The 25981-nt window shown below is 55.5% G+C and carries 26 protein-coding genes; 19 read left to right on the forward strand and 7 right to left on the reverse strand.

The window, feature by feature from the left end; translation table 11 throughout:
- Positions 1–45 precede the first annotated feature (45 nt).
- Positions 46–1740 carry a M3 family oligoendopeptidase gene (locus tag KB235_RS05715; protein WP_211780704.1) on the reverse strand — a complete coding sequence of 565 codons (1695 nt, stop codon included), beginning with the start codon at positions 1738–1740 and terminating at the stop codon, positions 46–48.
- 206 nt (positions 1741–1946) lie between these two features.
- Here KB235_RS05715 and KB235_RS05720 point away from each other — a divergent pair, with 206 nt between their 5' ends.
- The 3 genes from KB235_RS05720 (at position 1947) to KB235_RS05730 (ending at position 3389) form a co-directional block, all read left to right on the forward strand.
- Complete coding sequence (locus KB235_RS05720) at positions 1947–2447, forward strand: PTS sugar transporter subunit IIA (RefSeq protein WP_211780705.1); 501 nt, start codon at positions 1947–1949, stop codon at positions 2445–2447.
- An 85-nt stretch (positions 2448–2532) separates the two neighbouring features.
- On the forward strand, positions 2533–3132 hold the full coding sequence (locus tag KB235_RS05725) for a helix-turn-helix domain-containing protein (RefSeq protein ID WP_034817918.1): 600 nt from the start codon (positions 2533–2535) through the stop codon (positions 3130–3132).
- A 53-nt stretch (positions 3133–3185) separates the two neighbouring features.
- Positions 3186–3389 (forward strand): hypothetical protein, encoded by a 204-nt coding sequence (locus KB235_RS05730; RefSeq protein WP_034817919.1) that lies wholly within the window; start codon positions 3186–3188, stop codon positions 3387–3389.
- Between the two features lie 46 nt (positions 3390–3435).
- On the opposite strand, the gene KB235_RS05735 is transcribed toward KB235_RS05730, so the two are convergent.
- From KB235_RS05735 to KB235_RS05745, 3 genes are all read right to left on the reverse strand, one after another.
- Positions 3436–3861, reverse strand: a complete 426-nt coding sequence (locus tag KB235_RS05735; RefSeq protein ID WP_034817920.1) for a hypothetical protein — start codon at positions 3859–3861, stop codon at positions 3436–3438.
- A gap of 63 nt (positions 3862–3924) precedes the next feature.
- Positions 3925–5118, reverse strand: coding sequence for an ABC transporter permease (locus tag KB235_RS05740; RefSeq protein WP_211780706.1), 1194 nt, complete (start codon positions 5116–5118; stop codon positions 3925–3927).
- Positions 5108–5998, reverse strand: coding sequence for an ABC transporter ATP-binding protein (locus tag KB235_RS05745; RefSeq protein WP_211780707.1), 891 nt, complete (start codon positions 5996–5998; stop codon positions 5108–5110). The genes KB235_RS05740 and KB235_RS05745 overlap by 11 nt, the downstream gene beginning before the upstream one ends.
- A gap of 118 nt (positions 5999–6116) precedes the next feature.
- On the opposite strand from KB235_RS05745, the gene KB235_RS05750 reads away from it, so the two are divergent.
- Both KB235_RS05750 and KB235_RS05755 read left to right on the forward strand, forming a co-directional pair.
- Positions 6117–7061, forward strand: coding sequence for a VOC family protein (locus KB235_RS05750; RefSeq protein ID WP_211780708.1), 945 nt, complete (start codon positions 6117–6119; stop codon positions 7059–7061).
- On the forward strand, positions 7058–7657 hold the full coding sequence (locus KB235_RS05755) for an alpha/beta hydrolase (protein ID WP_211780709.1): 600 nt from the start codon (positions 7058–7060) through the stop codon (positions 7655–7657). Before KB235_RS05750 ends, KB235_RS05755 begins: the two co-directional genes overlap by 4 nt.
- A 2-nt stretch (positions 7658–7659) precedes the next feature.
- On the opposite strand, the gene KB235_RS05760 is transcribed toward KB235_RS05755, so the two are convergent.
- Complete coding sequence (locus KB235_RS05760; RefSeq protein WP_034808254.1) at positions 7660–8154, reverse strand: hypothetical protein; 495 nt, start codon at positions 8152–8154, stop codon at positions 7660–7662.
- A gap of 255 nt (positions 8155–8409) precedes the next feature.
- Here KB235_RS05760 and KB235_RS05765 point away from each other — a divergent pair, with 255 nt between their 5' ends.
- The 6 genes from KB235_RS05765 to KB235_RS05790 all read left to right on the forward strand — a co-directional run bounded on the left by KB235_RS05765 (position 8410) and on the right by KB235_RS05790 (position 14372).
- Positions 8410–9465 carry an acyltransferase family protein gene (locus KB235_RS05765; protein ID WP_211780710.1) on the forward strand — a complete coding sequence of 352 codons (1056 nt, stop codon included), beginning with the start codon at positions 8410–8412 and terminating at the stop codon, positions 9463–9465.
- 74 nt (positions 9466–9539) lie between these two features.
- On the forward strand, positions 9540–9875 hold the full coding sequence (locus tag KB235_RS05770) for an Asp23/Gls24 family envelope stress response protein (RefSeq protein ID WP_211780711.1): 336 nt from the start codon (positions 9540–9542) through the stop codon (positions 9873–9875).
- Positions 9876–10074: 199 nt separating this feature from the next.
- On the forward strand, positions 10075–10740 hold the full coding sequence (gene pgmB / locus KB235_RS05775; RefSeq protein ID WP_034817926.1) for a beta-phosphoglucomutase: 666 nt from the start codon (positions 10075–10077) through the stop codon (positions 10738–10740).
- A 216-nt stretch (positions 10741–10956) separates the two neighbouring features.
- On the forward strand, positions 10957–11370 hold the full coding sequence (locus KB235_RS05780; protein ID WP_034808248.1) for a Rok-like winged helix domain-containing protein: 414 nt from the start codon (positions 10957–10959) through the stop codon (positions 11368–11370).
- A 180-nt stretch (positions 11371–11550) separates the two neighbouring features.
- Entirely contained in the window at positions 11551–13230 is a 1680-nt protein-coding gene (locus KB235_RS05785; protein ID WP_246514361.1) for an IS1182 family transposase, read from the forward strand.
- Between the two features lie 83 nt (positions 13231–13313).
- Complete coding sequence (locus KB235_RS05790) at positions 13314–14372, forward strand: glycosyltransferase family 4 protein (protein ID WP_034817927.1); 1059 nt, start codon at positions 13314–13316, stop codon at positions 14370–14372.
- A gap of 344 nt (positions 14373–14716) precedes the next feature.
- On the opposite strand, the gene KB235_RS05795 is transcribed toward KB235_RS05790, so the two are convergent.
- Positions 14717–15721 carry an LCP family protein gene (locus tag KB235_RS05795; protein ID WP_211780712.1) on the reverse strand — a complete coding sequence of 335 codons (1005 nt, stop codon included), beginning with the start codon at positions 15719–15721 and terminating at the stop codon, positions 14717–14719.
- A 41-nt stretch (positions 15722–15762) separates the two neighbouring features.
- On the reverse strand, positions 15763–16404 hold the full coding sequence (locus KB235_RS05800) for a YigZ family protein (RefSeq protein WP_034808245.1): 642 nt from the start codon (positions 16402–16404) through the stop codon (positions 15763–15765).
- Between the two features lie 173 nt (positions 16405–16577).
- Here KB235_RS05800 and KB235_RS05805 point away from each other — a divergent pair, with 173 nt between their 5' ends.
- From KB235_RS05805 to KB235_RS05840, 8 genes are all read left to right on the forward strand, one after another.
- Complete coding sequence (locus KB235_RS05805) at positions 16578–17702, forward strand: sensor histidine kinase (protein ID WP_211780713.1); 1125 nt, start codon at positions 16578–16580, stop codon at positions 17700–17702.
- A 27-nt stretch (positions 17703–17729) separates the two neighbouring features.
- Positions 17730–18422, forward strand: coding sequence for a response regulator transcription factor (locus KB235_RS05810; RefSeq protein ID WP_034808242.1), 693 nt, complete (start codon positions 17730–17732; stop codon positions 18420–18422).
- A 95-nt stretch (positions 18423–18517) separates the two neighbouring features.
- A complete protein-coding gene (locus KB235_RS05815) occupies positions 18518–19366 on the forward strand; it encodes a DegV family protein (protein WP_211780714.1) in 849 nt (282 codons plus the stop codon).
- Between the two features lie 52 nt (positions 19367–19418).
- Positions 19419–20126 carry a trehalose operon repressor gene (treR, locus tag KB235_RS05820; RefSeq protein ID WP_034817931.1) on the forward strand — a complete coding sequence of 236 codons (708 nt, stop codon included), beginning with the start codon at positions 19419–19421 and terminating at the stop codon, positions 20124–20126.
- Positions 20127–20694: 568 nt separating this feature from the next.
- A complete protein-coding gene (gene treP / locus KB235_RS05825; RefSeq protein ID WP_211780715.1) occupies positions 20695–22143 on the forward strand; it encodes a PTS system trehalose-specific EIIBC component in 1449 nt (482 codons plus the stop codon).
- Positions 22144–22222: 79 nt separating this feature from the next.
- Positions 22223–23854 (forward strand): alpha,alpha-phosphotrehalase, encoded by a 1632-nt coding sequence (gene treC, locus KB235_RS05830; protein ID WP_211780716.1) that lies wholly within the window; start codon positions 22223–22225, stop codon positions 23852–23854.
- A gap of 173 nt (positions 23855–24027) precedes the next feature.
- On the forward strand, positions 24028–24438 hold the full coding sequence (locus KB235_RS05835) for a GNAT family N-acetyltransferase (RefSeq protein WP_211780917.1): 411 nt from the start codon (positions 24028–24030) through the stop codon (positions 24436–24438).
- A gap of 189 nt (positions 24439–24627) precedes the next feature.
- The gene (locus KB235_RS05840; RefSeq protein ID WP_211780717.1) at positions 24628–25941 is read left to right on the forward strand and encodes a hemolysin family protein; all 1314 of its coding nucleotides are present in this window, start codon (positions 24628–24630) and stop codon (positions 25939–25941) included.
- Positions 25942–25981: the final 40 nt, after the last annotated feature.

Below are 25981 nucleotides of genomic sequence, written 5' to 3' on the forward strand. Positions count from 1 at the left end.
AAGCAGGTGAGACCACAGTCGCGTGGTCTCACCTGCTTTATGTGTTTAGTTCGCGAGCGGATGCTTCAACAAATAGTCTTCAATCTGCTCGAGCGTTTCTTTCAACACGCCGTCCTCAAACGGTGACTTGAGCCCGGCCAATTCGACGAGCTCGAGGAACGAGCGGCTGCCGCCGGCTTGGCAGAGCGTGAGGTAATCGTTCCACGCCGCCTCGCGGTCCTCATGCATGCGTACCCAGAACTGGAACGCACACACTTGGGCGAGCGTGTAGTCGATATAGTAGAACGGGCTTTGGAAGATGTGGCCTTGTTGGTGCCACCATGCCCCTGACTCGAGATACGCGTTCTCCTCATAGTCACGGTGCGGGAGGTACACCTTCTCGAGGTCACGCCATGCCTGGCGACGCTCCGCCGCCGTCATGTCCGGATTCCGGTAGATGACGTGTTGGAACTCGTCGACGAGGACACCGTATGGGAGGAACGTGACGCTACCGGCGAGGTGATTGAACTTATACTTGTCGACTTGGTCGCCGAAGAACAGCTCCATCCATGGCCAACAGAAGAACTCCATCGACATCGAATGGATCTCACACGCCTCGTACGTCGGGAACGCGTATTCCGGCGTCTTCAAATGACGGCTCTCGTACACTTGGAAGGCGTGGCCGACCTCGTGCGTCAAGACGTCGATGTCCCCGGCCGTGCCGTTGAAGTTCGAGAAGATGAACGGGAGTCCTTCAGACGGTAAATATGTGCAGTAGCCGCCGCCTGACTTGCCCGGTTTTGCCGTCAAATCGAGGGCGCCGCGCTCTTGCATGTACTGGAAGAACGCATCTGTCTCATTCGACAGCTCCTTATACATCGTGTTGCCGCCTTCGATGATGAACGCTTCGTCGCCTTGCGGCGTGGCGTTGCCGTCCGGGAAGACGAACGACTCGTCGTAGTACGTGAGCGTGTCGATACCGATCCGTTTCGCTTGTTTCTCCTTTAAACTCGAGGCGAGCGGGACGATGACGTCACGGACTTGTTTCCGGAAGTTTGCGACGTTCGACTCGTCGTAGCCGACGCGTTGCATCCGGGCATAGCCGAGCTCGACGAACGACGGGAAGCCGAGGGTGTGGGCGATGTCGGTACGGACCCGGACGAGTTCGCCGTAGATGCGGTCGAGCTCTTCCCCGTTGTCGCTTAAATATGTATAGCGTGCCTCTGATGCCGCTTTTCGTACTGAACGGTCAGGGGACTGGAGGTATGGGCCGAACTGGGACAAGTTGAGCGTCTTGCCGTCGAACTCGATCTGGGCGGCCGACATGACTTTCTGATAGCTCGTCGAGAGTCGGTTCTCTTCCTGCAGTTTCGGGATGAGCGACTCGTCGAACGTTTTGAGCGCGCGTTCGGCGAGCTCGAACAGTTGGCTGCCCCATTCTTCTTCAAGTTGGCTACGCAGCTCGTGCTCAGTCAAGACGCGGTAATACGCCTGCACTTCTTTCTCGTACACCGGCAACGCATCGTCAAAGAACGTCTGCTCGGCCTCGTAAAATGCGTCGCGCGTGTCGACCGAGTGGCGAATCGCGACGAGTTGACTTTGCGTCTCAAAATCGTTCCGCTCCTTGTTGATTTGGCGAATGAGCTCGTTCGCTTCTTCGAGTGTGCTCGCTTGTTGCAATTCGACTGAATAGTCCGACAATCGGCTGTTTAGAGCGTCCAAGTCGGGCCGTGCATATGACAATTTTGTGAAAGTCGTCATTGTAAGCGCCTCCATGATGTGAAATTTTTATAAAGTGTAAAAAGGGCTTGCAAAAGCGATTGCACACTCGTATCCTTACGATGTGTAAACGAATTCGCACTACCTTAAGACTACTATACCGTTTCTAAGGTAGGGATTGAAGTGCGAGCTTTTCGGGTATAAAAGCTAAGACTTTGATTAACAGAACATGTTGGAGGGATTAAGCTATGGGATTCTTTAAAAAACTTTTTGGTGGTAAAGAAGAACAACTTAACGCGGTTTCACCGCTTACAGGAAAGGTCATCGACATCACGAACGTTCCTGACCAAGTGTTCTCACAAAAAATGATGGGCGACGGCATCGCAGTCGAGCCGACAGACGGCAAAGTCGTCTCACCAGTCAACGGGACAATCGCGACAGTGTTCCCAACGAAACACGCGATCGGTATCAACGCGGATAACGGTGCGGAGTACTTGATCCACATCGGCCTCGACACGGTCAACCTTAAAGGGGAAGGCTTCGAGACGCACGTGACAGAAGGCCAAGCGGTCAAAGCGGGCGACACGCTCGTCACGTTCGACCTTGATTTCATCAAAGCGAACGCGCCATCGACGATCACACCGGTGATCATCACGAACCACGACAGCTTCGCAGTGAACAAGCTCGTCGTAGAAGGCGACAACGTGACGGCCGGCTCGTCTGAAGTCGTCGAATTGACGAAGAAATAAGATGATTTTCTTGCTCGGAGGCAGTCGCTTCCGAGTATTTTTTTGTCGTTTCGGGAACTATAATGAGAGAGAGGGGGAGAGACACATGGATGGAAAGAACGCACCGTACCGGGGTTACGGGGATCGGATTCGGATTTTACGTGAGCGGGCCGGCATCTCGATTGAGGCGCTCGCCGACAAGCTCGGGGTCGCGCCGTACTTTATTCGCCGGACCGAACTGAGCGAAGTATACCCGACGATGCCTTACATAGAGGCGCTCGCCGAGGCGCTCCAGATTGACGCGAACTACTTGGCCCGCCACATTTGGACGGGAGAGTCGCTGAAAGTGCTCATGAAAGGGAAAGTCCCTGAAATCGAACAGATGCGACTCGCCTATGACGAGGCGATGCACGGCAAGTCGACCGAGGACATGCAGCTCGAGCTCGAGGCGAGGATGCGCATCTTTGATTTGATGCACGAGGAGGAGTTGCGTCGCATCTTCGCCGAAGACGAAGAACCGACGAACCATCACGCGCTCGAGGCACTCGTCGACGCCGTGCTCGACCTCGGCCGGGCCCAGGACACGTCGCACCGGCTCGTCCCGTTCGCCCGTTACGTCGACCGGCTCGTCCCGGAGCAGTTCACCGAGAACTCGTTCCAGTACACGGAGTTCGGGGTCGTCACCAAATCGTATCGATTGCAATGAAAACACGGACTACAAGTTCGTGTTTTTTTATTTAGGAAGGAGGTGTAAATTTCATGAAACAGAATAGTACGGATAATGGTGAAGGACGAGCAATTGAATCGTATCGAGCGGCCGAACGCGAATTTAGAGAATTAATGTTTTACGGTCAAAAGCTAAGTAAACGAGAGAAGACAATGCTGTCATTGAAACTTGACGAGTTACTTGATGCATCGATGATTTATCATCAGCAGATTGGACGAGAGCAAAGTAAAAAATAAATAGAAGAGGAGTCAAGACCACACGTCTTGACTCCTCTTCTTCATTTTAGCGCGACATGCGCGCTTCATAACGGACTTTCGGTTTTGTCCCGGCGAGTAAGAAGCCGAGCACGATGTTCAGAATCGTGAGCACCCATCCGACGTAACCGAACGTGTAGGCGAGGCTCGCGACCATCGTCTGCCAGTCGAGTAAGGAAGCGGCGTCACCTCGTACGGTGAAGCGGATGATCGTGAACCCGACGAGCGTCGTCGCCGTGATCAAAATCCCGATCCAGGCCCCACCGAACCGCGACGTCTGGGCACGCCGGCTGACCGGGTACCAGAACGCAAGCGTTCCGAGGAACGTACTTCCCGCATATGCGAGCAAGATTTGCCACAACGCATCGGCTTCCAAGAAGACGGTGTAACAGATAAACGTCGTGAGCGTCGTCATGAATGTAAAAATCAAAGCTGCGAGTAATCGTGATCGCATAGTTCGTTTCCTCCTCATTTTGCACATTCTTTAGAGTATACGAAAACGAAAATGCTGTAAACGTTATTGGCGATTCTGTAATATTTGTCTCCATTGTTTCAATGCGTTGTTTCCATAGAACAAGACGCCACCGCGATAGAATTTTGAGCCAATCCAAAGGATGACGCCAATCGAGCCGAGCATGATTCCAATCGACAGGGCGACTTCCCATACCGGCACGTCGACGAGCATGACCCGGAGGAACATGAGCATCGGTGTGAAGAACGGGACGAACGACAGAATCGCGACGATCGGCGCGTCCGGATTATTCAAGCCGAACATGGCGGCGAGGAAACCAGCGACGAGGAGCATGATGACTGGCATCGTCATCTGTTGTGCCTCTTCGACACGGCTGACGAGCGAACCGAGAACGGCGAAGAGGGCCGCATACAGCAAATAACCGAGCGCGAAGAACGTCAACAAGTAGAGGACGGCGCGGGCGTTGCCGGCGTTGTCGATGACGGACTGGGCCATCTCGTTGCTCCGGGCACTGAAGTATCCGAAGCCGAGGAAGATACCGATTTGCAGAAGCGCGAGCGTCCCGATGGCCGAGATTTTCGCGAGCATGTGCGTCACCGGGTGCGTCGTCGAGATGATGAGCTCCATGACGCGTGACGATTTCTCCGTCGTGACCTCAGTCGAAATCATCGACCCATACGTGATGATCGAGACGTATAGGAGCATGAGCATCACGTATACGAAGGCAAACGACGAGAACAGCTCGTCCGAGTTCTCCCCGCCGCGACCGATGTACGACTCTTCGACCGGGATCGGCTCGTTGAGGGCGGCGATGACGGACGGGTCGATGTTTGACGCCTCAATCAACTCGGCGTTCCGCACTTCACGGAGCGCCGTCTGAAGGAGTGTCGTGAACTCCGTCTCCGGACGTTCCGACAAGACGCGGGCCGAATAGCCGTCGATGAAGGCGACGACTTCGTAATCACCGTTATCGAGTCCTGCCCGTGCTTCGTCCTCGGTGACGTTTGCCGCCTCGACGCTCTCGTAGCCGAGTGACTGCATGACGGTGACAAGTTCTACGTTCTCCGTGACGAGGAGCGCCTCCCCGCTGTCCGTGTCCGCGAAGTTTGATAGGATGCGATCGATGTTCGTGAAACCGAAGATGAAGAGGATCGTCAACAGCGTCGAGATGAGAAACGCCTTGGAACGAAGTTTCGAACGTAACGTGAACGAGTAGAGCGGTCCGAAGTTATGAAACATGTTGGCCGACCTCCTTGATGAAGATGTCGTTCAGAGAAACAGGCTGGCGCATGAACGTCTTGACGGAAGCCCCCGCTTGGACGAGGGCGCCGAGCACGGCGTCACTGTCATCGAACGAGGCGAGGCGGACAAGGTGACCCGTTTTATGAGGTTCGACCGCGCGGACGACCGGGAGCGCCGTGACGACGTCGATTCGGTCCGTCTCAAGGAAGAGGTCTGGCTCTTCGTATCGGGACTTGATGGACGTCACGTCGCCGCTGACGACGGCGCGCCCACCCTTCAAGATGCCGATATGTTGGCACAGCTCCTCGACGTGCTCCATCCGGTGGCTCGAGAAGACGATTGTCGTCCCGGCGTCACGAAGGGCGAGCACTTCCCGCTTCAGAATTTCGACGTTCACGGGATCGAGCCCACTGAACGGCTCGTCTAAGATGAGGAGCTCCGGTTTGTGAATCAGCGCGGCGACGAGCTGGACTTTCTGCTGGTTTCCTTTTGACAGCTGCTCGACGCGCATCGTTTCATATTGAGGAATCTCGAGTCGTTCGAGCCACGACTTGACGGCTCGTTTCGCCTCGGCCGAGCGCATGCCTTTTAGACTTGCGAGAAAGACGAGCTGGTCGCGCACGGGCGACTTCGGGTAGAGCCCGCGTTCTTCCGGCAAGTAGCCGACGAGGCGATGGTCGACGACACGCCCGTCCCACGAGATGTTGCCGTCGCTCGGTTTCAAGATGTCGAGGATCATTCGGAACGTCGTCGTCTTGCCGGCGCCGTTTGCTCCGAGTAACCCATACATCTCGCCTTTCGGTACGGTGAAGCTCAAGTCGTCGACGGCCGTGAAGTCGCCGAACTGCTTCGAGACGTGATCGATGTGTAATGTCATGTTTATACCCCCTTCAAAAAAGAGTCTACGCTTAGCGTACGCCTTCGTGAGCAAAAAGTTTCACATTTCTTCAAAAATGATTTATCTTGAAATCAAGATAATAAAAGGAGGACATGACATGACACTGCAATCAGCGGGCATCCATCACATCTCGGCGATGGTGAAAGAGCCGCAACGGACCATCGACTTTTACGGTGACGTCCTCGGACTCCGTTTCGTCAAACAGACGGTCAACTTCGACGACCCGGGCACGTATCATCTCTATTTCGGGGACGAGGAAGGCGCGCCGGGGACGGCCATCACGTTCTTCCCAATCCCAGGCTTGAATCAAGGCAGCGTCGGCAGTGGGCAGGTCGGCGTCACGGCGTACCTCGTGCCGGAAGGGAGCCTCTCGTTTTGGGAAGATCGCTTGAACGCGCATGGCATCCAGACGGTCGCGACCGAACGGTTCGGGGAGCCATCGCTCTTGTTCGAGGACCCGGACGGCCTCGTCGTCGAGCTCGTCGCCCGAAAGAGTTCGAAACACACGAAATGGGTCGTCCCCGGCATCACGCAAGCAGAGGCGATCACCGGGTTTGCCGGGGCGACGCTCTTGTCGAAACAGCCAGAAGCGACCGTCACACTCTTGACCGACCTGTTTGATTTTAAAAAGGTAGGGGAAGATTCGGAATGGATCCGACTCGTCGGTACGGCCGACTACGGCAACGTCATCGACGTGAAAAAGACCGTCCTCCCGAACGGGGTGCCGGGAACGGGGACGGTCCATCACATCGCCTGGCGCGTCACGGACGGAAGCGACTATGACAAATGGCAAGACGCCATCTTCGAGCGCGGGCTCCGCCCGACCGAGGTGAAGGAGCGGCACTATTTCCGCTCGGTCTACTTTCACGATGACGGGCGCATCTTGCACGAGCTCGCGACCGACGCGCCGGGCTTCCTCGTCGACGAGACGATGGAGTCGCTCGGTACATCGTTGAAACTGCCGGACTGGTTCGAGTCGAAGCGCGACGCCATCACGAAGACGTTACCCCCAATCACGATTCCAAAAGGAGAGATACTATGATTCATCAATTCATTAAAGGTACGACCGAGACGACGTTCGTCCTCTTACACGGTACAGGCGGGACGGAGCAGGATTTGATTCCGCTCGCGAAAGAATTGAACGCGGACGCCAACATTTTGACGCTCCGGGGCGACGTCCTCGAGAACGGGATGTCACGCTTCTTCCGCCGCCACGCGGAAGGTGTGCTCGACTTGGAAGATTTGAAGAAGCAGACGGAACGCTTCCTCGCCTTCCTCGACGAGGCGGCCACGGAGTATGGGATTGACCGCGACAAGATGATCCCGCTCGGCTATTCGAACGGGGCGAACTTGATTGGCTCGGCGCTCTATCGTCAGAACGCGTTCCACGCGTCGCTGTTGTTCCATCCGATGGTGCCGGACCGTTCGCTCACGCTCCCGAGCCTTTCCGGCGCGAACGTATTCATCTCGGCCGGGGAACGGGATCCGATTTGCCCGAAAACAGAAACAGAAGAGCTCACATCGACGCTCCGGACAGCCGGGGCGGACGTTGAACTCTTCTATCACGGAGGCGGGCATGAACTGCGGATGGAGGAAGTCGAGGCGGCCCGGACATGGGTCGCGTCATTCATCGGCTGACCTTACGCCATCTTCTTCGGCTTCGATGTCGATGGTCGAGAGTAGACGACGAGGACACCGCGGTCAATCAAATAGGCGGCGAACAGACGTTTCGCCTCTTCAGAACGGACAGTTCGGTCGATGTGGATATACAATCGGCCGAGCTTTTTTTGTGACGTGCGGGTGAGGAGCCAAATCGAGTCGAGCGTATATTCCCAGCTCTTCAGCGTATCAGGCCCGATGTAGAGGTAACGGTTCGCGGTGCGTTCGAGCAAGTAGTTGAGCCACCAGACGTCCCGGGCGAGCTTCATGACGACACCGGTCAAGAACGTGATGCCGATGAAAAAGAGTGTAGACAGAAACGGATGCATGGCGGTGAACCGGTCGCGCAACGGTTCGAAGGCGACGAGGAACAGTCCGACGGAAAAGGCGCCGATGAACCACCAGAATCCGAAGTTAGAGAATGATCGTTTCGGGTCGTGGACCATGTGGTGGCGGTTACGGATGACGGAAGACATTCTCTACACCTCCTTTTTAGAATATTCAGACTATTTAGTAAAACTACTATACTATACATTACCCAAACTCGTCTATTTGAATACGCGGCAAACGTGCTTACACGTGAGCATTTTTTGAAGAAATCGCTTGCAACGGATGAAACGTGGGAATGATGACAGTGACGTCATCGTTTTTTTGTGAAATCGTAATTTCCGTACGCAGAAAAATCGGCTATGATGAGTGAGGAAAAATTAGATAGAACTTGAGGAATGTTTATGCGAAACCATTGGTACGACAATATTAAAGGCGTGCTCGTCTTATTCGTCGTCTTCGGTCACTTGCTGACCGATGTGCGCGGCGCCTATGACGACCTGTTGCCGAATTGGATTTATTTGTTCTTATACACGTTTCATATGCCGTTGTTCATCATGCTGAGCGGTTACTTCTTCCGGGAGAACCGTTATTTGCGCGTCATCCAGCTGTTCGTCGTCTACGTCATCTGGCAAGTCATTCTCGGGTCGTGGTTCGCCTTCACCGAGGGTATCCCGCTTTTGTCGATTGACAATCCGGGTCTGAACGTCTTGAAGCCGTATTGGGCGCTCTGGTACTTGATGGCGATCATCATCTGGTACGTCATCACCCCGTACGTCACCCAGTTGAAAGGCTACGTCCTCTATGCGCTCTTGTTCGCGCTCCTTTTCGGCTTCCAAGCTGAGTCGACCGGCTTTTTCGCCTTGCGTAAGGTCATCATGTTTTATCCGTTCTTCTTAATCGGCAACTGGATGAGCGAGCGCAATACGTTGACCTTCTTCGAACTGCCGAAGCGGGCCGAGCAGCGCAACCGTTACCGACTCGGCGGAGCAGCCGTCTTCACGACACTCACGCTCGGGTTGCTCGCCTCGATGAGCTTCCAGCGCACGGACGCGTTCTATCATGTCGGCAACTTGTTCAAGTTCCGCTTCGCCTACGAGACGGCTGTGCCGGAGGCGATTTGGAGCGGGCCGTTCGCGTTCCTCATCGTCTACACGGTGTCGCTCCTCATGGCGATCAGCTTCGCGCTCATCGTGCCGGGACGTGAGCTGCCGCTCTTCACCCGGGCCGGGAAGTATAGCCTGTACGTCTATTTGGTGCACGTCTTCTTGGTCGTCGCCTGGAAGGCGTTCATCCCGGCCGCGTTCATGCCGACGTCGTGGCAACAGCTCCTCGTCTTGTTCGGGGTGTCACTCCTCATCGTCGCGGTCATCATCAGCCCGCCGGTCGTGCGCTTGTTGCGCCCGCTCGTCGAGATTGACGTCCGCCGCGCGCAGGACGAACGGGCGACAAAGGCGTAAACCCTTTTCTAAACGAGCGTTTTCCGCTACACTTTAAAGTAGGGTAACGAAACTAGAGCTAAGGAAGTGACACCATGCCATACGGAAATGGAATGAACAGTACTGAAGGAGACGTCAACGTCTCACGCCACGTCGTGGAAATGATTGCCGCGGTCGCGGTGAAAGAGACGAAGCACGTCTCGTTCACACAGGAAGACACGAAGTTGTCGGAGCGTGCGCTCATGAAGCACGTGAAAGTCGACGAGACCGAGGAAGGCGTCGTCATCCAGCTCGCGCTCTTCGTCGCGTACGGCCAGTCGATCATCAAGACGGTCACGGCCGTCCAAGAACGCATCACGCAAGACATGGACACGATGCTCGCGATGACACCGCTCGCGGTCAACGTGAAAGTCGTCGGCATCCAATTATAAGGATCAAGAGAGGGGCGATGTGCTCCTCTTTTTATTTTTTTCTGCGAAAGCGGTTGCATAGATGAACCGATATCCGATATAATAGAAATCGAACAAGTGCAACCGTTTGCATCGATGACCAACGAGCAGCGGGTACTTGTCAAGTTCCCTAAATGTAGTCTGACGACAGAAACATTTGAAGGAAAGGCGGAAAGCATGTATGTCAACGATTGAAGCAGTCATTTTCGATTTGGACGGTGTCATCACCGACACCGCGGAGTACCATTACCTCGCTTGGAAACAACTCGGAGAAGAGCTCGGCATTCCCTTTGACCGTGAGTTCAATGAGACGCTAAAAGGCGTGAGTCGCACCGACTCGCTCGAACGCATCCTCGCGCTCGGCGGACGGCAGGCTGACTTCACACCGGCTGAAAAAGCGGAACTCGCGGACAAGAAGAACGAGCATTACGTTGAACTCATTCAGCACATCTCTTCTGACGATCTGCTCCCAGGCATCGTTTCATTCCTCGATGAAATCAAAGAGGCGGGACTCAAAATCGGAATGGCATCTGCTTCAAAGAACGCATTCGCGGTCGTTGACGCACTTGGTGTCCGTCATTACTTCGACCACATTGTCGATGCAGCAACTGTCGCCGATTCGAAACCACATCCCGAAGTGTTTTTGAAGGCTGCCTCTGCCCTTGGCGTGAAACCCGAACATGCCATCGGCGTTGAAGACGCAGCCGCAGGCGTGACTGCGATTAAAGCGGCAAACATGTTTGCTGTCGCCGTCGGGGACGAGTCGATGCTCGGTCATGCAGACCTCATCGTCTCTTCAACCGACGAACTCTCGCTCGGACGCATCCTCGAACGCGTCGGAGCGTAAAGACTACAATCATCTTCCGTGAGACGGCGACTGCCCCGAACAGTCGCCGTCTTTATTTAGGTATAAAGTCCCGAATAGACAGAAATACCCAAAAACAGATGACAAGGACGTTACAAATCCGTTACACTTTTATATGGAAACAAGGAATTATTAGAAATTCTTGATTTAAAATAGGTAATCAAGGGTTTTAAATGGAATGTAGAAGGGGATTTGTGCATGGAAACCACGAACATCAACGAGCACATCTATCGGGAACTGATGGAAATCGAGGAGTCGTATCGACAATTGCAGCGCCGCGCTGAGTATTTGATCGCAGAACTGAGCCGGGACAAACGTGAAGACGAGATGATGCTCGATGCGACGAAACGGCTGCGTCCGCGCCGCGTCAACCAACGTTATCCGCTTGAGGTGTACGTCCATCAAGTGACGGACCTCTTAAAAGAACGGAAGACGATGAGCGTACGGGACATCCAAATGGAGCTTGAGCTCCGTTACCGGCACCATATCAGCAACATCTATCAGCTGATGGTGAAAATCGAATCGGTCAATCCAGAGATTAAGAAGATTGGCCGCGGCCTGTATACATATGAAACAGCTGAGAACGTCACGACGGAACCAGCGCACGCATGACGGTAGAGGCTGGGACATAACTCAGTAGATTTATAACAAAGAGGCCACCGGGAGCGACTTGTTCGCTCCCGGTGGCCTCTTGTCATTTTTATGGGTTCGTGCACGCGTTTCGGACTAAACAGATAGGGGCGACCTCTGATAAAGTTAAAGTGACCAAACCATAACTTTGGAGGTGCCCCTATGTACAAAGAGTATACCATGAACCAGTTGGTTTTGCCCCTAGATTTAGAAGTCCGTCTCCAGGAAAACGATATCGCCTTCGCCGTCCATGACCTCGTCGAACAGATCCCCGACGAGGCCTTCGAGCCGTTCTGGCGAACGACGGGCTGCCCGGCCTATCACCCGCGCATGATGATGAAGATCGTCCTCTGCGCCTACACGCAGTCCGCATTCTCGGGCCGAAAGATCGAAGGCCTACTCAAGGACAGTCTTCGGATGATGTGGCTCGCCCAGGGCCACGAGCCGAGTTATCGGACGATCAACCGTTTCCGCGTCCACCCGGCCGTCGCCCCAATCCTGAAGGCCGCGTTCGTCGCCTTCAGATGTCATCTCGTCGAGACCGGCGAGATCGACGAGGAGGCGATCTTCATCGATGGCACGAAAATCGAGGCGAACGCCAATCGTTATACGTTTGTCTGGCGGAGGGCGGTCGAGCGATACAGCGCCACGCTCGTCGAGAAGTCGAACCAACTGTACGACGAACTGATGGCCGGTCAGGTCATCCCCGAGATCGAACGGGAGAGCCCGGACGCGCTCTCGATCCAAGAACTCGAACAGGTCGCCGCGCGACTTGAAGAAAAGATCGAGGCCATCGACGAGGAAATCGCCTCGACCACCGACGTCGCCGAACGGAAACGACTGCGTGCGGAACGGAAAGTGCCCCGTCGTCTCCACAAACAGGCCGCCGACTTCGCCGCCCGGAAACGCCGATACGAGGAGCACATGGCCACCTTCGGTACACGGAACAGTTACTCGAAGACCGACAGGGACGCGACGTTCATGCGGATGAAAGAGGATCACATGAAGAACGGCCAACTCAAGCCGGGCTACAACGTCCAGATCGCAACCGAAGGTCAGTACACGCTCGCCTATGACGTCTATCCGAACCCGACCGACATGAAGACGTTAATCCCGTTCCTCGATGAAATCGAAACGTTCTTCGACCTGCCCGCCCACATCGTTGCCGACGCGGGATACGGGAGCCAGCAGAACTACACGGACATTCTCGAGCGCCGGGGGCGCCTGCCCTTGATCCCGCATACGATGTACCGGAAGGAACAGAAGAAGAAATGGCGCGAGGACCCGTTCAACATCGCGAACTGGGCGTACGATGACGAGACCGACACGTTCACGTGCCCGGACGGGAGGCGGCTCTCGTTCAGCCATGAGTCCCAAAGGACCGATCGGAACGGCTTCACCCGTGATTTCCGTGTGTACGAGTGCGAGAGCTGCGACGGCTGCCCGTTCCGGGAGCTGTGCACGAAGGCCGAACCGGGGAGACACCGCCAGGTCAGCGTGAACGGGGCCTGGGAAGAACAAAAGCATATGACGAGAACGCTGCTTTCGGATGAGAAAACCGGTGCTCTCTACGCCCGACGCAAGACGGACGTGGAACCAGTTTTTGGATATCTGAAGGCTAATTTGGGTTTCACCCGCTTCTCCGTCAGGGGAAAACAGCGCGTGAAACGCGAGCTCGGCTTCGCCCTCATGGCGGTGAACCTACGGAAGTTCATCGCCAATGGCATCGGGGGAAGTGCAAAGAAGGGGTCCGGCCACCGAAAATCGGTGACCGGACCCCTTCTTTTTATTGAAAATCTCCAAAACCGGCTAGTTATGTCCCAGCCTCTTTCTTGCTTGTAACATTTCTGATACGATTTCGGTGACGGGATTTATGCTATAATTCGCCAGAGTCTATTTTTTAACGAGAGAGGAACGGTTGGCCCATGTTATGGATTGCCATGTTGGTCAGTTTTGTGATGGCCATGTTGATCACGCCGCTCGTACGCCGCTTCGCGTACTTGATTGGCGCGGTCGACCACCCGAACGCCCGAAAAGTACATGTGCGGACGATGCCACGCATCGGTGGTCTTGCCATCTTCATCGCGTTTTTGATCGGTTACGCCCTGTTGCTTCCGGCGAGCCGATACAATGACGCCATCTTGATTGGTGCTGTCGTCATCGTCTTGACCGGCCTCATCGACGACCGGTTCCAACTGTCGGCCCGCGTCAAGTTGATGGGGCAGATGATCGCGACCGTCGTCGTCCTCAACTCGGGCATGCGGATTGAGATGATCAACTTGCCGTTCGACCAACAGCTTTACCTCGGCTCATGGAGCATCCCCGTGACCGTGCTCTGGCTGATTGGAATCACGAACGCCATCAACTTGATTGACGGCCTCGACGGCCTCGCAGCCGGTGTCTCGAGCATCGCGCTCGGGACGATTGCCGTGCTCGCCATCATCCAAGGCAACGTCTATTTGACGATGATGGCGCTGCTCCTGCTCGCGAGCACGCTCGGCTTCCTCGTGCATAACTTTTATCCGGCGAAGATTTTCATGGGCGACACCGGGGCGCTGTTCCTCGGTTATATGCTCGCCGTGTTCTCGCTCATTGGCTTCAAGAACGTGACGCTGTTCTCGCTCGTCGTGCCGGTCCTCTTGCTCGGCTTGCCGATCTCGGACACGATTTTCGCCATCGTTCGCCGGCTCGTCCAAGGACGGCCGCCGATGTCGCCGGACAAGTCGCACATGCACCACCAACTGATCGATATGGGGTTCACGACGCGCCAAGCAGTGCTCCTCATGTACGGGATGACGCTCTTCTTCGGCATCGCCTCGATTCTGTTCGCGAAGACGACGATGCTCGGCGCCGTCATCACGTTCGTCATCGTCTTGATCGTCATCGAGCTCATCGTCGAGTCGACCGAATTGATTCATCCGAACTATAAACCGCTCATCCAGACGTCCCGGCGCTTGCTCGGTCGGACGAAGGCGGCGGATTAAACCGGAAACGACCGTGTGAAGCCCCGCGGCAGCTTGTTGACTAACATCAATAAAATCGCTCGTCCTTCCGGCGCAGCATCGCGACTCGCGTCGCTGCTAGGTCTCCGTCAGATTGCGTTCCTGTCGGAGCCGGTGCGCCGTCGGACGAGCAACACAAACGGTCGCCATCGGGCGGCCGTTTGTGTTTTTTGAGGTCTCGATGGCCGAAGTAAAAGACCTCGTTTTCAATCTCGTGCTGGGCAGAGCGTCTCAAGCTTATCGAACATAAAAATGAGACGAACCCATTCGCGAAAAGCGAATGGGTTCGTTAACAGCCTGACCGTCTGAAGCCGCACGGTCGTTTTTTAATAGGTCGTCGTTTCTGACAAGTTATCGTCCGACTCTTCCTGCGTGTCAGTCTCTGCTGTGACCGGCAGTCCAAGTTCGGTCTTGAGGAGCGCTTGCTTGTCTTCGAGGTCCGCCTCGTCAATCTCGTAATAGTAGACGCCGCCAATCGTCAAGTCGTCGCCTTTGAGCGTCTCTTGGTTGAACGAGCGGAGCGATTTCGTGTACGGCTGGAGCTGTGATGCCTCGGCGAGCGTCATGTTCGTCCGAATGTTGTTGCCGACGGCGTTCATGATACGATTCAGCTTCGCAAACGAGTTGATCGTCGTCGCCTCGTTGATGATCGCCTCGAGCACCTGTTGCTGGCGTTTCGCCCGGCCGACGTCACCCTCGGGGTCGTCTTTGCGCATCCGGGCATAGGCGAGCGCCTCCTTGCCGTTCAGCGTCTGAACGCCCGGTTCGAGCTCGACGTTCCCGGCCGCCCGTCCCGAGATGGGGATCAACACGTCGACTTCGACGCCACCGACCGCGTCGACGAGGTCCTCGATGCCGTCGAAATTGATTGTCGCGTAATAGTCGATCGGGATGTCGAACAAGTTCTCGACCGTCGCGATCGTCGTGTCGATGCCACCGTACGCGTAGGCGTGGTTGATTTTGTCCTTGAACTCGCCGTCCGTCGTGACGATGTCGACGTAGGCGTCACGCGGGATGCTGACGAGCGTCACTTGGCGAGATTCCTTGTTGAACGTCGCCACCATGAGCGAATCGGTGCGGCCTTCCTCGAGCAAGGCACCGCCATCGACGCCGGCGAGGAGGACGGAGAAGTGGTCTTTCGTCAAGTCGATGCTGTCGTCCCGGCGCTCGGACTTGTCGCCACGGTCGAGCGCGTCGTTCGTGTTTTCGGCCGTCTCGTTCGCCTTGAACACGAAATAACCGAACGCGGCGCCGCCGAGGACGAGGACGATGCCGAGGGCGATGAGGATCACTTTCCACGGGGTACGTGTCTTACGAGGGGGTTGTTCCATGTCATCTCCTCATTTCAGTCGTTTCTTTTAGTATACGTGACTTATCGCACAAAATCACGTTCGATGACACGTACGTCCTGGGTCTTAAGACCCCCTTGCCCGTTCGTCAAATCGACGAGCCAGGCGAGCGCCGTCTCGGTCTCTTCGACCGGGACCGAGACGTGGAACGTGACGTCCTCGGCATAGACGATATCGTCGAGCAGATAGTCCGATTGCCGCAGTTCATTCTCGACTTTTCCGATCCAGCCGTAGTCGACCGATAGCGTCAACCGTTGCATCGGGACGCGCTCGACGATGCCGATCGCATCGAGCCCCTCGCTCACCGTGCCACCGTAGGCGCGGATGAGTCCGCCGCCACCGAGCTTGATGCCGCCGAAGTAGCGGGTGACGACGACGACCGTGTCTTTCAGTTGCCGCTTGCGGAGCACCTCGAGCATCGGCATGCCGGCCGTGCCGCTCGGCTCGCCGTCATCGTTCGCCTTCTGGTGTTCGTTCCGTTCCCCGATGATGTAGGCCGAACAGTTATGGTTCGCGTTCCAGTGTGCCTTTTTGATCGTTTGGATGAACGTTTGCGCCTCTTCCTCGGTCGCGACCCGTTTGAAGTGGGCGATGAATTTTGACTTTTGGATGACGACCTCGTATTCTCCATCTTGTTTTATAGTATAATTTGGTTCAACAGACATTTCTGAAAATTCTCCTTTCTATTTTTGAATATTTTTTTTAGAATTCAAGTAGGCGTTCATGCCGCACTTGGCGAATTTGGCTAAAGGAGACCACTACGTTTCGCTGTAACATTCGCTTTTTCAGACGATAATAGAAACGAGGACTAACTACCGACGTATTAGGGGATGGCATCGTGAATCATATTACCGATCGTACAGCTTTAGAACATATCATAACAAATATGATTGATACGGTGACGGAAAGTAAAGAGGAGATCGTCCGGATCACCGAGAGTTCGGCCACCGAGTACTCCTTGATTCAAAACGAGTTGAAAGAGCTGACGGAGAAGATCGAGTTTTACATCGCCGAATCGGACCGGCTCGATTTGCTCGTGAAAGCGGCGAAGAACAAGCTCGTCCAAGTGAGCAAGAAGTTTCATATACATAGCGAAAAAGAAATCCGGGACGCCTACGAGCGGGCGAACCAGATGCAGCTCGAGCGCTTCCTCGTCCAAAAGGAAGAGATGAACGCACAGCAGCGTCGCAACGACCTCGAGCGCAGATTGCTCGTCCTCGAGGACACGATCGAACGGGCCGAGAAACTCGTCAGTCGCGTCTCCGTCGTCTTGAACTTCTTACGTGACGACTTGCAACAAGAGTATTCCGACATGATGAAGAAGCAAGAGATGGCGATCAGCGTGTTCGAGGCGGCCGAGCGCGAGCGGCGCCACCTCGCCCGCGAGATGCACGACGGACCGGCGCAATCGCTTGCCCATATTTTGATTCGGGCCGACTTGATCGAGAAGACGTTCGACAAGCGCGGCAAAGACGAGGCGTTCGCCGAGCTGCATGAGTTGAAACGGCTCATCCGCGGTGCCTTGGTCGACGTGCGCCGGCTCATCTATGACCTTCGTCCGATGTCGCTCGACGACCTCGGCTTCTTGCCGACGCTCGAGCGCTACTTGCATCAGACCGAAGAGTACACGGCCATCAAGACGCGGCTCAACTATCGTGGGAATCGGGCCCGCCTGCCGGAGAAGCTCGAGATTAACGTGTTCCGTCTCGTTCAAGAGGCGGTCCAAAACGCCATCAAACATTCGAAGACGGCCGAGATTATCGTCAACGTCGAACAAGCACATGATGCGATTCATATCCACGTGCGCGACCACGGCGTCGGCTTCGTGCCGAGCACGATCGGGGAAGGGTCGTTCGGCATCGTAGGGATGCGCGAACGGATCGAGCTCGTGAACGGAAGCATCACCATCGATTCGGAAGTCGGCAAAGGGACGGTCGTCCGCATGTCGATTCCAATCGCGTAACCGAACCAACCAAGGGGGAATCATCCAATGGAACTGACACAGACACGCATCGCGATCGTCGATGACCATGAGCTGTTTCGTGAAGGCTTGAAACGGATTTTTGATTTAGAGGACGAGTTCTTCGTCGTCGCCGAAGGGCGCACCGGGCTCGACGCGATTCGTATCGCGAGCGAGCACAACCCGGAGATTATGATTCTAGACATCAACATGCCCGACTTGAACGGCATCGAGGCGACGAAGCAGCTGTCGCTCCTCTCACCGGACACACGCGTCCTCATCTTGTCGATTCACGACGATGAGTCGTACATCACGCACGCGCTTGAAGCCGGGGCTTCAGGTTTCTTGCTGAAAGAAGTCGCCTCGACCGAGCTCATCTCGGCCGTCCGTTCGGTCGCCAAGGACGGGGCGTACTTGCACCCGAAAGTGACGACGGGCGTTTTGAAAGAATATCGCCGCTTGCTTCAAATCAAAGACGAGCACGCCGGGCGCAACGTCGAGAGCCGCACGGACGATCCGGTGTACCAGCTGTTGTCGCGCCGTGAAGTCGAAGTGCTCCACTTGCTCGCCGACGGCCGCTCGAACCGCGACATTAGCGACATGCTCTTCATCAGTGAGAAGACGGTCAAAAACCACGTGTCTTCCGTGCTCCGCAAGATGGACGTCAACGACCGGACGCAAGCCGTCGTCGACGCGATTCGCCGCGGATGGGTCGAGATTTGACCGAGACCGATGCTTTACCTCGTTTTTGTGTTACAATATGGAATGGAATCCTAACATAATTGGAAAAATGAAACGACGTAAAGTGAGGATATAGAATGGGAAACATAGCTATTTTGACCGACAGTACCGCCTATTTGCCGGCCGAATTTTGTGAGACGCGCGAGGTGCACGTCGCGCCGCTCAGCGTGATTTTTGACGGGAAATCGTACCGCGAAGCCGTCGACATCACGACCGAGGCGTTCTATGACCGCATCGAGGCGGGGAATTTGCCGACGACGTCACAACCGAGTATCGGGGAGACGGTCGAGTTGCTCGAGCAGCTCCCGAGTGATGTGACCGATGTCATCGCCATCACGCTCTCGAGCGGGATTAGCGGCACGTACCAATCGATGGTCGCGTTGAACGACATGGTCGACGTCAACGTCCACGCGTTCGACTCAGAGATCTCATGCATGCCACAAGCGTTCCTCGTCGAGGAGGCGGTCTACCTCCGTGACGCCGGCGCCTCGGCCCAAGAGATTCTCGACCATCTCGAGAAGATGCGTTCGATGATTCGCGCCTACTTCGTCGTCGATGACCTCGACCACTTGCAGCGGGGCGGCCGTTTGAGCGCGGCGCAGGCACTCGTCGGCTCGTTCCTTCAAATCAAGCCGGTGCTTCATTTCCAAGACAAGCTCATCGTCCCGTTCGAGAAGATTCGGACGTACAAGAAGGCGGTCCGCCGCATCGAAGAGATGATGGAAGAGTCGATCAACGATGACGGGGAAGGCTACTGCATCGGCATTATCCATGCCAACTGCCCGGAACGGCAGGCCGAGGAAATCGCCTCGATGAAAGCGAAGTTCCCGAAAGCGCATATCACGGGGAGCCACTTCGGTCCGGTAATCGGGACGCATCTCGGACCTGGGGCAATCGGCATCACGTGGTATCGCCGCGACTGGTAAAACAAAAGACGGCCGAGCGGTCGTCTTTTTCGATTGAAAGGGGAGGAGACACGTGGCCAAGTATCGCCAAATCTACGAACAGCTCGCCGAGAAGATGCGGAGCGGCGCCTTGCCGGCCGAATCGAAGCTCCCGTCCGAGACCGAGCTGATGCATGCGTTCGAGGCGAGCCGCGGCACAGTCCGCAAGGCGCTCGATCTCTTGCAAGAGCACGGCTACGTCCGGAAGCATCACGGCAAAGGCGTCTTCGTTCTTCGCCGTGACCAAATCGAGTTCCAGTTCAATGGCATCGTCAGCTTCTCCGAGGTATACGCGTCCATGCTCGGCCGCTCGATTCAGACGACGGTCGCCTCGTTCGAGGAGATTGAGGCGCCGCCTTGGCTCGCCGAACGGATGAACCTCGAGCCGGGGACGGAGATGTATCGCATCGAGCGGGTCCGGAACTTCGACGGGGAGAACGTCATCCTAGACGTCAACTATTTCGTCAAAGACCTCGTGCCTGGATTGACCGAGGCGGTCGCCGCGCATTCGATTTATCATTACATCGAGCATGAGCTCGGCCTGCAAATCAGTTACGCCAAGCGGAAAATTGCCGCCGAGGACGTGACGGCGCTCGACCGGGTGCGGCTCGATCTACACGACTACGAATACGTCATCGTCATCACGAACGACACGTTCCTGTACGAGGGACGCCAGTTCGAATATACGGAGTCCCGTCACCGGCTCGACAAGTTCCAGTTCAGTGACGTGGCCCGCCGCTAAGGTCCTTTCTTCGGAAGAGGGCACTGAAAAACTTTGCCCTTGAGCCGCCCTGTCCGGCACGCCGCTTTCCTGGGGGCGGGCGTCGAGCCGCATCGCGACGTCGTCGCTGCTGGGTCTCGCCTTGCCCGCTGATTCCCCGGGAGTCGGCGTGCCCTCGGGGCGACACTGTACGTCGTCCCCCTTCCGGACTAAACTGGCTGTAATCAAACACCCTGGAGGCGATTTCGATGATGCCTGACCTACCAAACATGCCGCCGAGCCCGTATGCGGCGCTCTATGACCTGGAAAAAAGGCGATCGGCCCGACACAAGTCGGCCCAATCGCCTTTTTCACGTTCTCACGCTCGGATAGAGAGGAGGTTTTTCAGTGCCCTCTCTTCGGAAGGGGCCTTTTTTTCGTTTCGAATCGACACGAGAGGGAACAAAATGAATGAACGCCTGTCACACGTTTGTCACGGTAACTTATATAGATAAGTTGTTGACACAACTCGTCTATATAAGTTAAACTTTGTTTGTAATCATATGTAACCGTTCTCAATAAACGCTTTCAAACAAAGGAGGCCTACATTATGAAGGCAGATTATCGTCAAATCGCGGCGGATATCCTCGAAGCCATCGGGGGCAAGGATAACGTCGACAAGGCGGCGCACTGTGTCACGCGGCTCCGTCTCTCATTGAAGGACCAGTCGAAAGTCGACGAGGCGAAAGTAAAAGAAGCCGACCTCGTCAAAGGGGCATTCGAGAACTCGGGTGTGTACCAAGTCGTCATCGGGGCAGGGGACGTCGAGCGCGTCTACGCCGAGTTCATCAAGCTCGCCGGACTTGAAGCGGCGACGGTCGCCGAGGTCAAATCGGCCGGCGGGAAGAAGATGAACCCGCTTCAAAAACTCGTTAAAGTCTTCTCAGACGTCTTCATGCCAATCATCCCGGCGATTATCGTAGCCGGTCTTTTGATGGGGATCAACAACCTACTCGCATCAGAAGGTCTCTTTGTTGATAATGCGACGCTCATCGAAGCGTATCCGAACCTGCAAGGATTATGGGATTTAATTAACATGATGGCAAATACGTCGTTCGTCTTCCTCCCGGCGCTTGTCGGTTGGTCGGCGACGAAACGATTTGGAGGCAGTGAAGTACTCGGGATTGTTATGGGTCTTTTACTCGTTCACCCGGACCTCTTGAACGCTTGGGGTTACGGTACGGCGGCGCTTGAAGGCGACATTCCGACGTTTGATATCCTCGGCTTGTTCGAGATCGAGAAAGTCGGTTACCAAGGTCAAATCTTGCCAGTCCTTGCCGCAGCATTCATCTTGAGCCACATTGAAATCTTCTTGAAGAAACATGTGCCGAACGCAATTCAGCTTCTCGTCGTGCCGATCACGGCGATTGTCGTCACCGGTTTCCTCGCCCTTGCAATCGTTGGACCAGTTACGCGTGGTCTCGGTAACGTCATCGCGATGAGCCTCGTCAACGTGTTCGAAGCGATCCCGGTCATCGGGGCGCTCCTGTTCGGCTTGTTCTATGCACCGCTCGTCGTCACGGGGATGCACCACTTGTTCATCGCCATCGACTTGCAACTCGTCGCTGAGACAGGCGGCACGTTCATCTGGCCGATGATTGCTTTGTCGAACATTGCTCAAGGTTCGGCCGCGCTCGCGATGTTCTTCGTCTACAAGCACAACGCGAAACAAAAGAGCATGGCGTCGACGTCAGCGATCTCGGCTTACTTCGGGATTACCGAGCCGGCCATGTTCGGGGTGAACTTGCCGAACAAGTTCCCGTTCTACTCAGCGATGATCGGTTCGGCGACAGCCGCCATCTTCATCACGCTCAATAACGTCCAAGCGATCGGAATCGGTGTCGGGGGACTCCCTGGCTTCCTCTCGATCTTCACGGACAAAATCCTTCTCTTCATCGTCGGGATGATCATCGCGATCGTCGTCCCATTCGTCTTGACGTTCGTCTTGTCGAAGCGTTACATGAAGAAAGGTGAAATCGAACAAAATAAAGTAGCATGATAACTCGGGAGGGAGGGACGGCAGTTCTTCCCTCTTTTCGATTGGAATGAAAACTCTTACAAAAAAGGAGATTACACACATGACACAGAAAAACTGGCGCAAATCCGTCGTCTATCAAATCTATCCGAAAAGCTTCTACAGCCCGGAAGGTAACGCCACCGGATCCATCAAAGGGGTGACCGCGAAGCTCGACTATTTGGCCGAGCTCGGCATCGAGTACATCTGGATGACGCCGGTGTACAAGTCCCCACAAAACGATAACGGTTATGACGTGAGCGACTATTACGCGATCGACCCATCGTACGGGACGATGGACGACCTCGACGAGCTCGTCCGCGAAGCCGAGGCGCGTGGCATCGGGCTCATGATGGACATCGTCGTCAACCACTCGTCGACCGAGCACGAGTGGTTCCAAAAGTCGCTCGCCGGGGACGAGCGCTACCGCGACTACTACATCTGGCGCGACGAGCCGACGAACTGGGAGTCGAAGTTCGGGGGCAACGCCTGGAAGTATGACGAGAAGAGCGGCCAGTATTATCTTCACTTGTTCGACGTCACGCAAGCCGATTTGAATTGGGAAAATCCGCAGATGCGCGAGGACGTCTATGAGATGATGCGCTTCTGGCGCGAGAAAGGCATCAAAGGGTTCCGTCTCGATGTCATCAACTTGATTTCGAAACAGCAGGACTTCCCGGAAGACGACTCGGACGGGCGCAAGTTCTACACGGACGGCCCGCGCATCCATGAGTTCTTAAAAGAGATGAACCGTGAAGTGTTCGAAGGGCATGACGTCATCACGGTCGGCGAGATGTCGTCGACGACGCTCGACCACTGTGTCCGCTACTCGAACCCGGACGAGAAAGAACTGAGCATGACGTTCAGCTTCCACCACTTGAAGGTCGACTACCCGAACGGCGAGAAGTTCGTCGCCGCCCCGTTCGATTTTCTACAATTGAAAGACATCATGTCGACGTGGCAGGAAGGGATGTACGGCAAGGGTTGGAACGCCATCTTCTGGTGCAACCACGACCAGCCGCGCGTCGTCAGCCGTTTCGGCAACGACACCGACCACCGCGTCGAGAGCGCGAAGATGCTCGCGACGGTGCTGCACGGCCTGCAAGGGACGCCATACATTTATCAAGGCGAGGAGATCGGCATGACGAACCCGGGCTTCGACTCGCTCGATGAGTATCGCGACATCGAGACGCTCAACATCTACAAGCTGAAGCGTGAGCAGGGCGTGTCGCACGAGGACATGATGGCCGCCATCAAACAGAAGTCACGTGACAACTCGCGCACACCGATGCAGTGGGACGCGACGCCGCACGCCGGTTTCACGAGCGGGACGCCGTGGATCAACGTCGCACCGAACTATACAGACGTGAACGTCGAGACGGCGCTCGACGACCCGAACTCGGTGTTCTACCACTACAAGAACTTGATCTCACTCCGAAAAGAGCTCGACGTGTTGACGAACGGGGACTATACGCTCCTGACGCCGGACGCGCTTGACGTCTGGGCGTACACGCGGAAGACGGACGAGGAGGAAGTGCTCGTCGTCGCGAACTTCTACGGACCTGAGACGACGTATGAGATTCCGGAAGGCTTCACGCGGGCCGACGTCGTCAGCCACAACTACGACGTGCCGAAGCTCGACGGGACGACGTTGTCGCTTCGGGCGTATGAGGCGATTATGTTCTACAAGAAGTGAATCGAAAGGGTGATGGGTCCGACTTGAATCGGGCCGGTCGCCTTTTTTCATTAGGGGCGGCGCGAGAGATGAGCAAGACTCGATTGCGTATAAGCGCTAAACTGATAGTAGCCCTAGCCGTCTATTTACGTCTGGGAGTTGAAAGAGAGTCTACGAAAAGAACGGAGGAGTCAATCATAGAATCGATCTGCTATACGACGGAGCCGCCTGCTGACTTTGGAGCATTGTTAACCATCTATGAAGAGTTAGGTTGGAATTCACTTGGGTTATCCGCTGAAGAGTTGGAGCGAATGTGTCGGCAAAGTTGGTATGCGCTGTATGTGTTTGATGATCAACGGTTGGTCGGGATGGGGCGCGTCATCTCAGACGGAGTGATTACCGGCATCATATGCGGCGTGTGCGTTTCACCAAGTCATCAGGGGAAAGGAATCGGCCAAGACATCATGCTTCAACTCATTCAACACTGTGAACGACATCGCGTCATCCCTCAACTCATGTGTGTCGAAGACTTGGGACCGTATTACGAGAAGCTAGGCTTTGAAAAGTTTTCAATCGGCATGACGAGACGACCGACTTCCCGGTAACGAAAGCTCGGCTATCTTTTTCATTGCCGAAAGTCGGCTTCTCGTGGTAGATTATTTCTTAATGGTGTCGTGTTCATACGACCCTATAAAATTTTATACACTATGGAGGTGTCACTCGATTTATTCGAGGAAAATGTGGACAGGATATACTCGACACAGGTAATGGCCGCTGGGGCTGGCGGCGGAGATGTGGATGGCCCGATTTGGTTGTTGTTGTCACTCGTTGCGTTATTGATCGCGCTCACGGCGTTCTTCGTCGGTTCGGAGTTCGCGGTCGTCAAGGTCCGGATGTCTCGGCTCGATCAATTGGTCGCCGAAGGGAACAAGTCGGCCGTGCTCGCGAAGAAGGTCGCCTCAGACCTCGACTACTACTTATCGGCGTGTCAGCTCGGGATCACGGTGACGGCGCTCGGTCTCGGTTTCCTTGGGGAACCGTCGGTCGTCCGGTTACTGACGCCGCTCTTCAATGAGTTCAACATCCCGGCGTCGCTCGCGTCCGTCATCTCGTTCATCACGGCGTTCGCCATCGTCACGTTCCTACACGTCGTCATCGGCGAGCTCGCACCGAAGTCGCTCGCGATTCAATATGCGGAGCGGATGACGCTCATCTTTGCCCGACCGCTGTTTTGGTTCGGACGCATCATGTTCCCGTTCATTTGGTTGTTGAACGGATCGGCGCGTCTTCTCCTCGGTTTGTTCGGGGTGAAGCCGGCTGGGCACGAAGAAGCGCACTCGGAAGAAGAGTTGAAGATCATCATGACGCAAAGCTTTCAAAGCGGGGAGATCAATCAGACGGAGCTCGCGATGATGCAAAACATCTTCTCGTTCGACCAGCACGTCACGAAAGACGTCATGGTGCCGCGGACGAAAGTCGAGGCGATCGACATCGAGGCGACGCGCGCCGAAGTGCTCGCGACGTTCGCCGACAGCCAGTACACCCGTTATCCGATCATGGAAGGCGGGGACAAGGACCATTTAATCGGCTACATCAACGTCAAGGAAGTGCTCATGGGCTTGGCGATGCAGCCTTCTGTCGATTTGAAGGCGTACGTGAAAGAGTTGCCTGTCGTCCACGAGATGACACCGTTAGAAGATACATTGAAACAGATGCGCGAGGTGCGGACGCATATCGCCATCGTCCTCGACGAATATGGCGGCACGTCCGGCCTCATCACGCTCGAAGATTTGCTTGAAGAGATCGTCGGCGAGATTCGTGACGAGTTCGATGAGGACGAGGTCGACCCGATCCATACGGTCGATGCGTCGACGTACGACATCGACACCCGCGTCCGCCTCGACGAGCTCGAAGGACGCTTCGGCCTCACGTTCGAGAACGCCGAGGAGATCGATACGCTTGGCGGTTGGCTCCAAGTCAACCGGGACGAGAATAGCGTCGGGACGACGTTCGAGTTCGACCGCTACATGCTCACCATCCTCGAGATGACAGAGCATCACGTCGAACGGGTCCGTCTCATCGTCCATCCTGACGTCAAAGAGGCATAATAAAAGGTTCATCCGCGTTTGTTGCGGGTGAACCTTTTGT

The organism is Exiguobacterium alkaliphilum (assembly GCF_018138125.1).
In the GTDB taxonomy this organism is placed as follows: Bacteria; Bacillota; Bacilli; order Exiguobacteriales; family Exiguobacteriaceae; genus Exiguobacterium; species Exiguobacterium alkaliphilum.

Coding starts and splice junctions, on each gene's coding strand:
- KB235_RS05715 (WP_211780704.1), bottom strand. CDS start 1,740: ATGACGACTTTCACAAAATTGTCATATGCACGGCCCGACTTGGACGCT.
- KB235_RS05720 (WP_211780705.1), top strand. CDS start 1,947: ATGGGATTCTTTAAAAAACTTTTTGGTGGTAAAGAAGAACAACTTAAC.
- KB235_RS05725 (WP_034817918.1), top strand. CDS start 2,533: ATGGATGGAAAGAACGCACCGTACCGGGGTTACGGGGATCGGATTCGG.
- KB235_RS05730 (WP_034817919.1), top strand. CDS start 3,186: ATGAAACAGAATAGTACGGATAATGGTGAAGGACGAGCAATTGAATCG.
- KB235_RS05735 (WP_034817920.1), bottom strand. CDS start 3,861: ATGCGATCACGATTACTCGCAGCTTTGATTTTTACATTCATGACGACG.
- KB235_RS05740 (WP_211780706.1), bottom strand. CDS start 5,118: ATGTTTCATAACTTCGGACCGCTCTACTCGTTCACGTTACGTTCGAAA.
- KB235_RS05745 (WP_211780707.1), bottom strand. CDS start 5,998: ATGACATTACACATCGATCACGTCTCGAAGCAGTTCGGCGACTTCACG.
- KB235_RS05750 (WP_211780708.1), top strand. CDS start 6,117: ATGACACTGCAATCAGCGGGCATCCATCACATCTCGGCGATGGTGAAA.
- KB235_RS05755 (WP_211780709.1), top strand. CDS start 7,058: ATGATTCATCAATTCATTAAAGGTACGACCGAGACGACGTTCGTCCTC.
- KB235_RS05760 (WP_034808254.1), bottom strand. CDS start 8,154: ATGTCTTCCGTCATCCGTAACCGCCACCACATGGTCCACGACCCGAAA.
- KB235_RS05765 (WP_211780710.1), top strand. CDS start 8,410: ATGCGAAACCATTGGTACGACAATATTAAAGGCGTGCTCGTCTTATTC.
- KB235_RS05770 (WP_211780711.1), top strand. CDS start 9,540: ATGCCATACGGAAATGGAATGAACAGTACTGAAGGAGACGTCAACGTC.
- pgmB (WP_034817926.1), top strand. CDS start 10,075: ATGTCAACGATTGAAGCAGTCATTTTCGATTTGGACGGTGTCATCACC.
- KB235_RS05780 (WP_034808248.1), top strand. CDS start 10,957: ATGGAAACCACGAACATCAACGAGCACATCTATCGGGAACTGATGGAA.
- KB235_RS05785 (WP_246514361.1), top strand. CDS start 11,551: ATGTACAAAGAGTATACCATGAACCAGTTGGTTTTGCCCCTAGATTTA.
- KB235_RS05790 (WP_034817927.1), top strand. CDS start 13,314: ATGTTATGGATTGCCATGTTGGTCAGTTTTGTGATGGCCATGTTGATC.
- KB235_RS05795 (WP_211780712.1), bottom strand. CDS start 15,721: ATGGAACAACCCCCTCGTAAGACACGTACCCCGTGGAAAGTGATCCTC.
- KB235_RS05800 (WP_034808245.1), bottom strand. CDS start 16,404: ATGTCTGTTGAACCAAATTATACTATAAAACAAGATGGAGAATACGAG.
- KB235_RS05810 (WP_034808242.1), top strand. CDS start 17,730: ATGGAACTGACACAGACACGCATCGCGATCGTCGATGACCATGAGCTG.
- KB235_RS05815 (WP_211780714.1), top strand. CDS start 18,518: ATGGGAAACATAGCTATTTTGACCGACAGTACCGCCTATTTGCCGGCC.
- treP (WP_211780715.1), top strand. CDS start 20,695: ATGAAGGCAGATTATCGTCAAATCGCGGCGGATATCCTCGAAGCCATC.
- treC (WP_211780716.1), top strand. CDS start 22,223: ATGACACAGAAAAACTGGCGCAAATCCGTCGTCTATCAAATCTATCCG.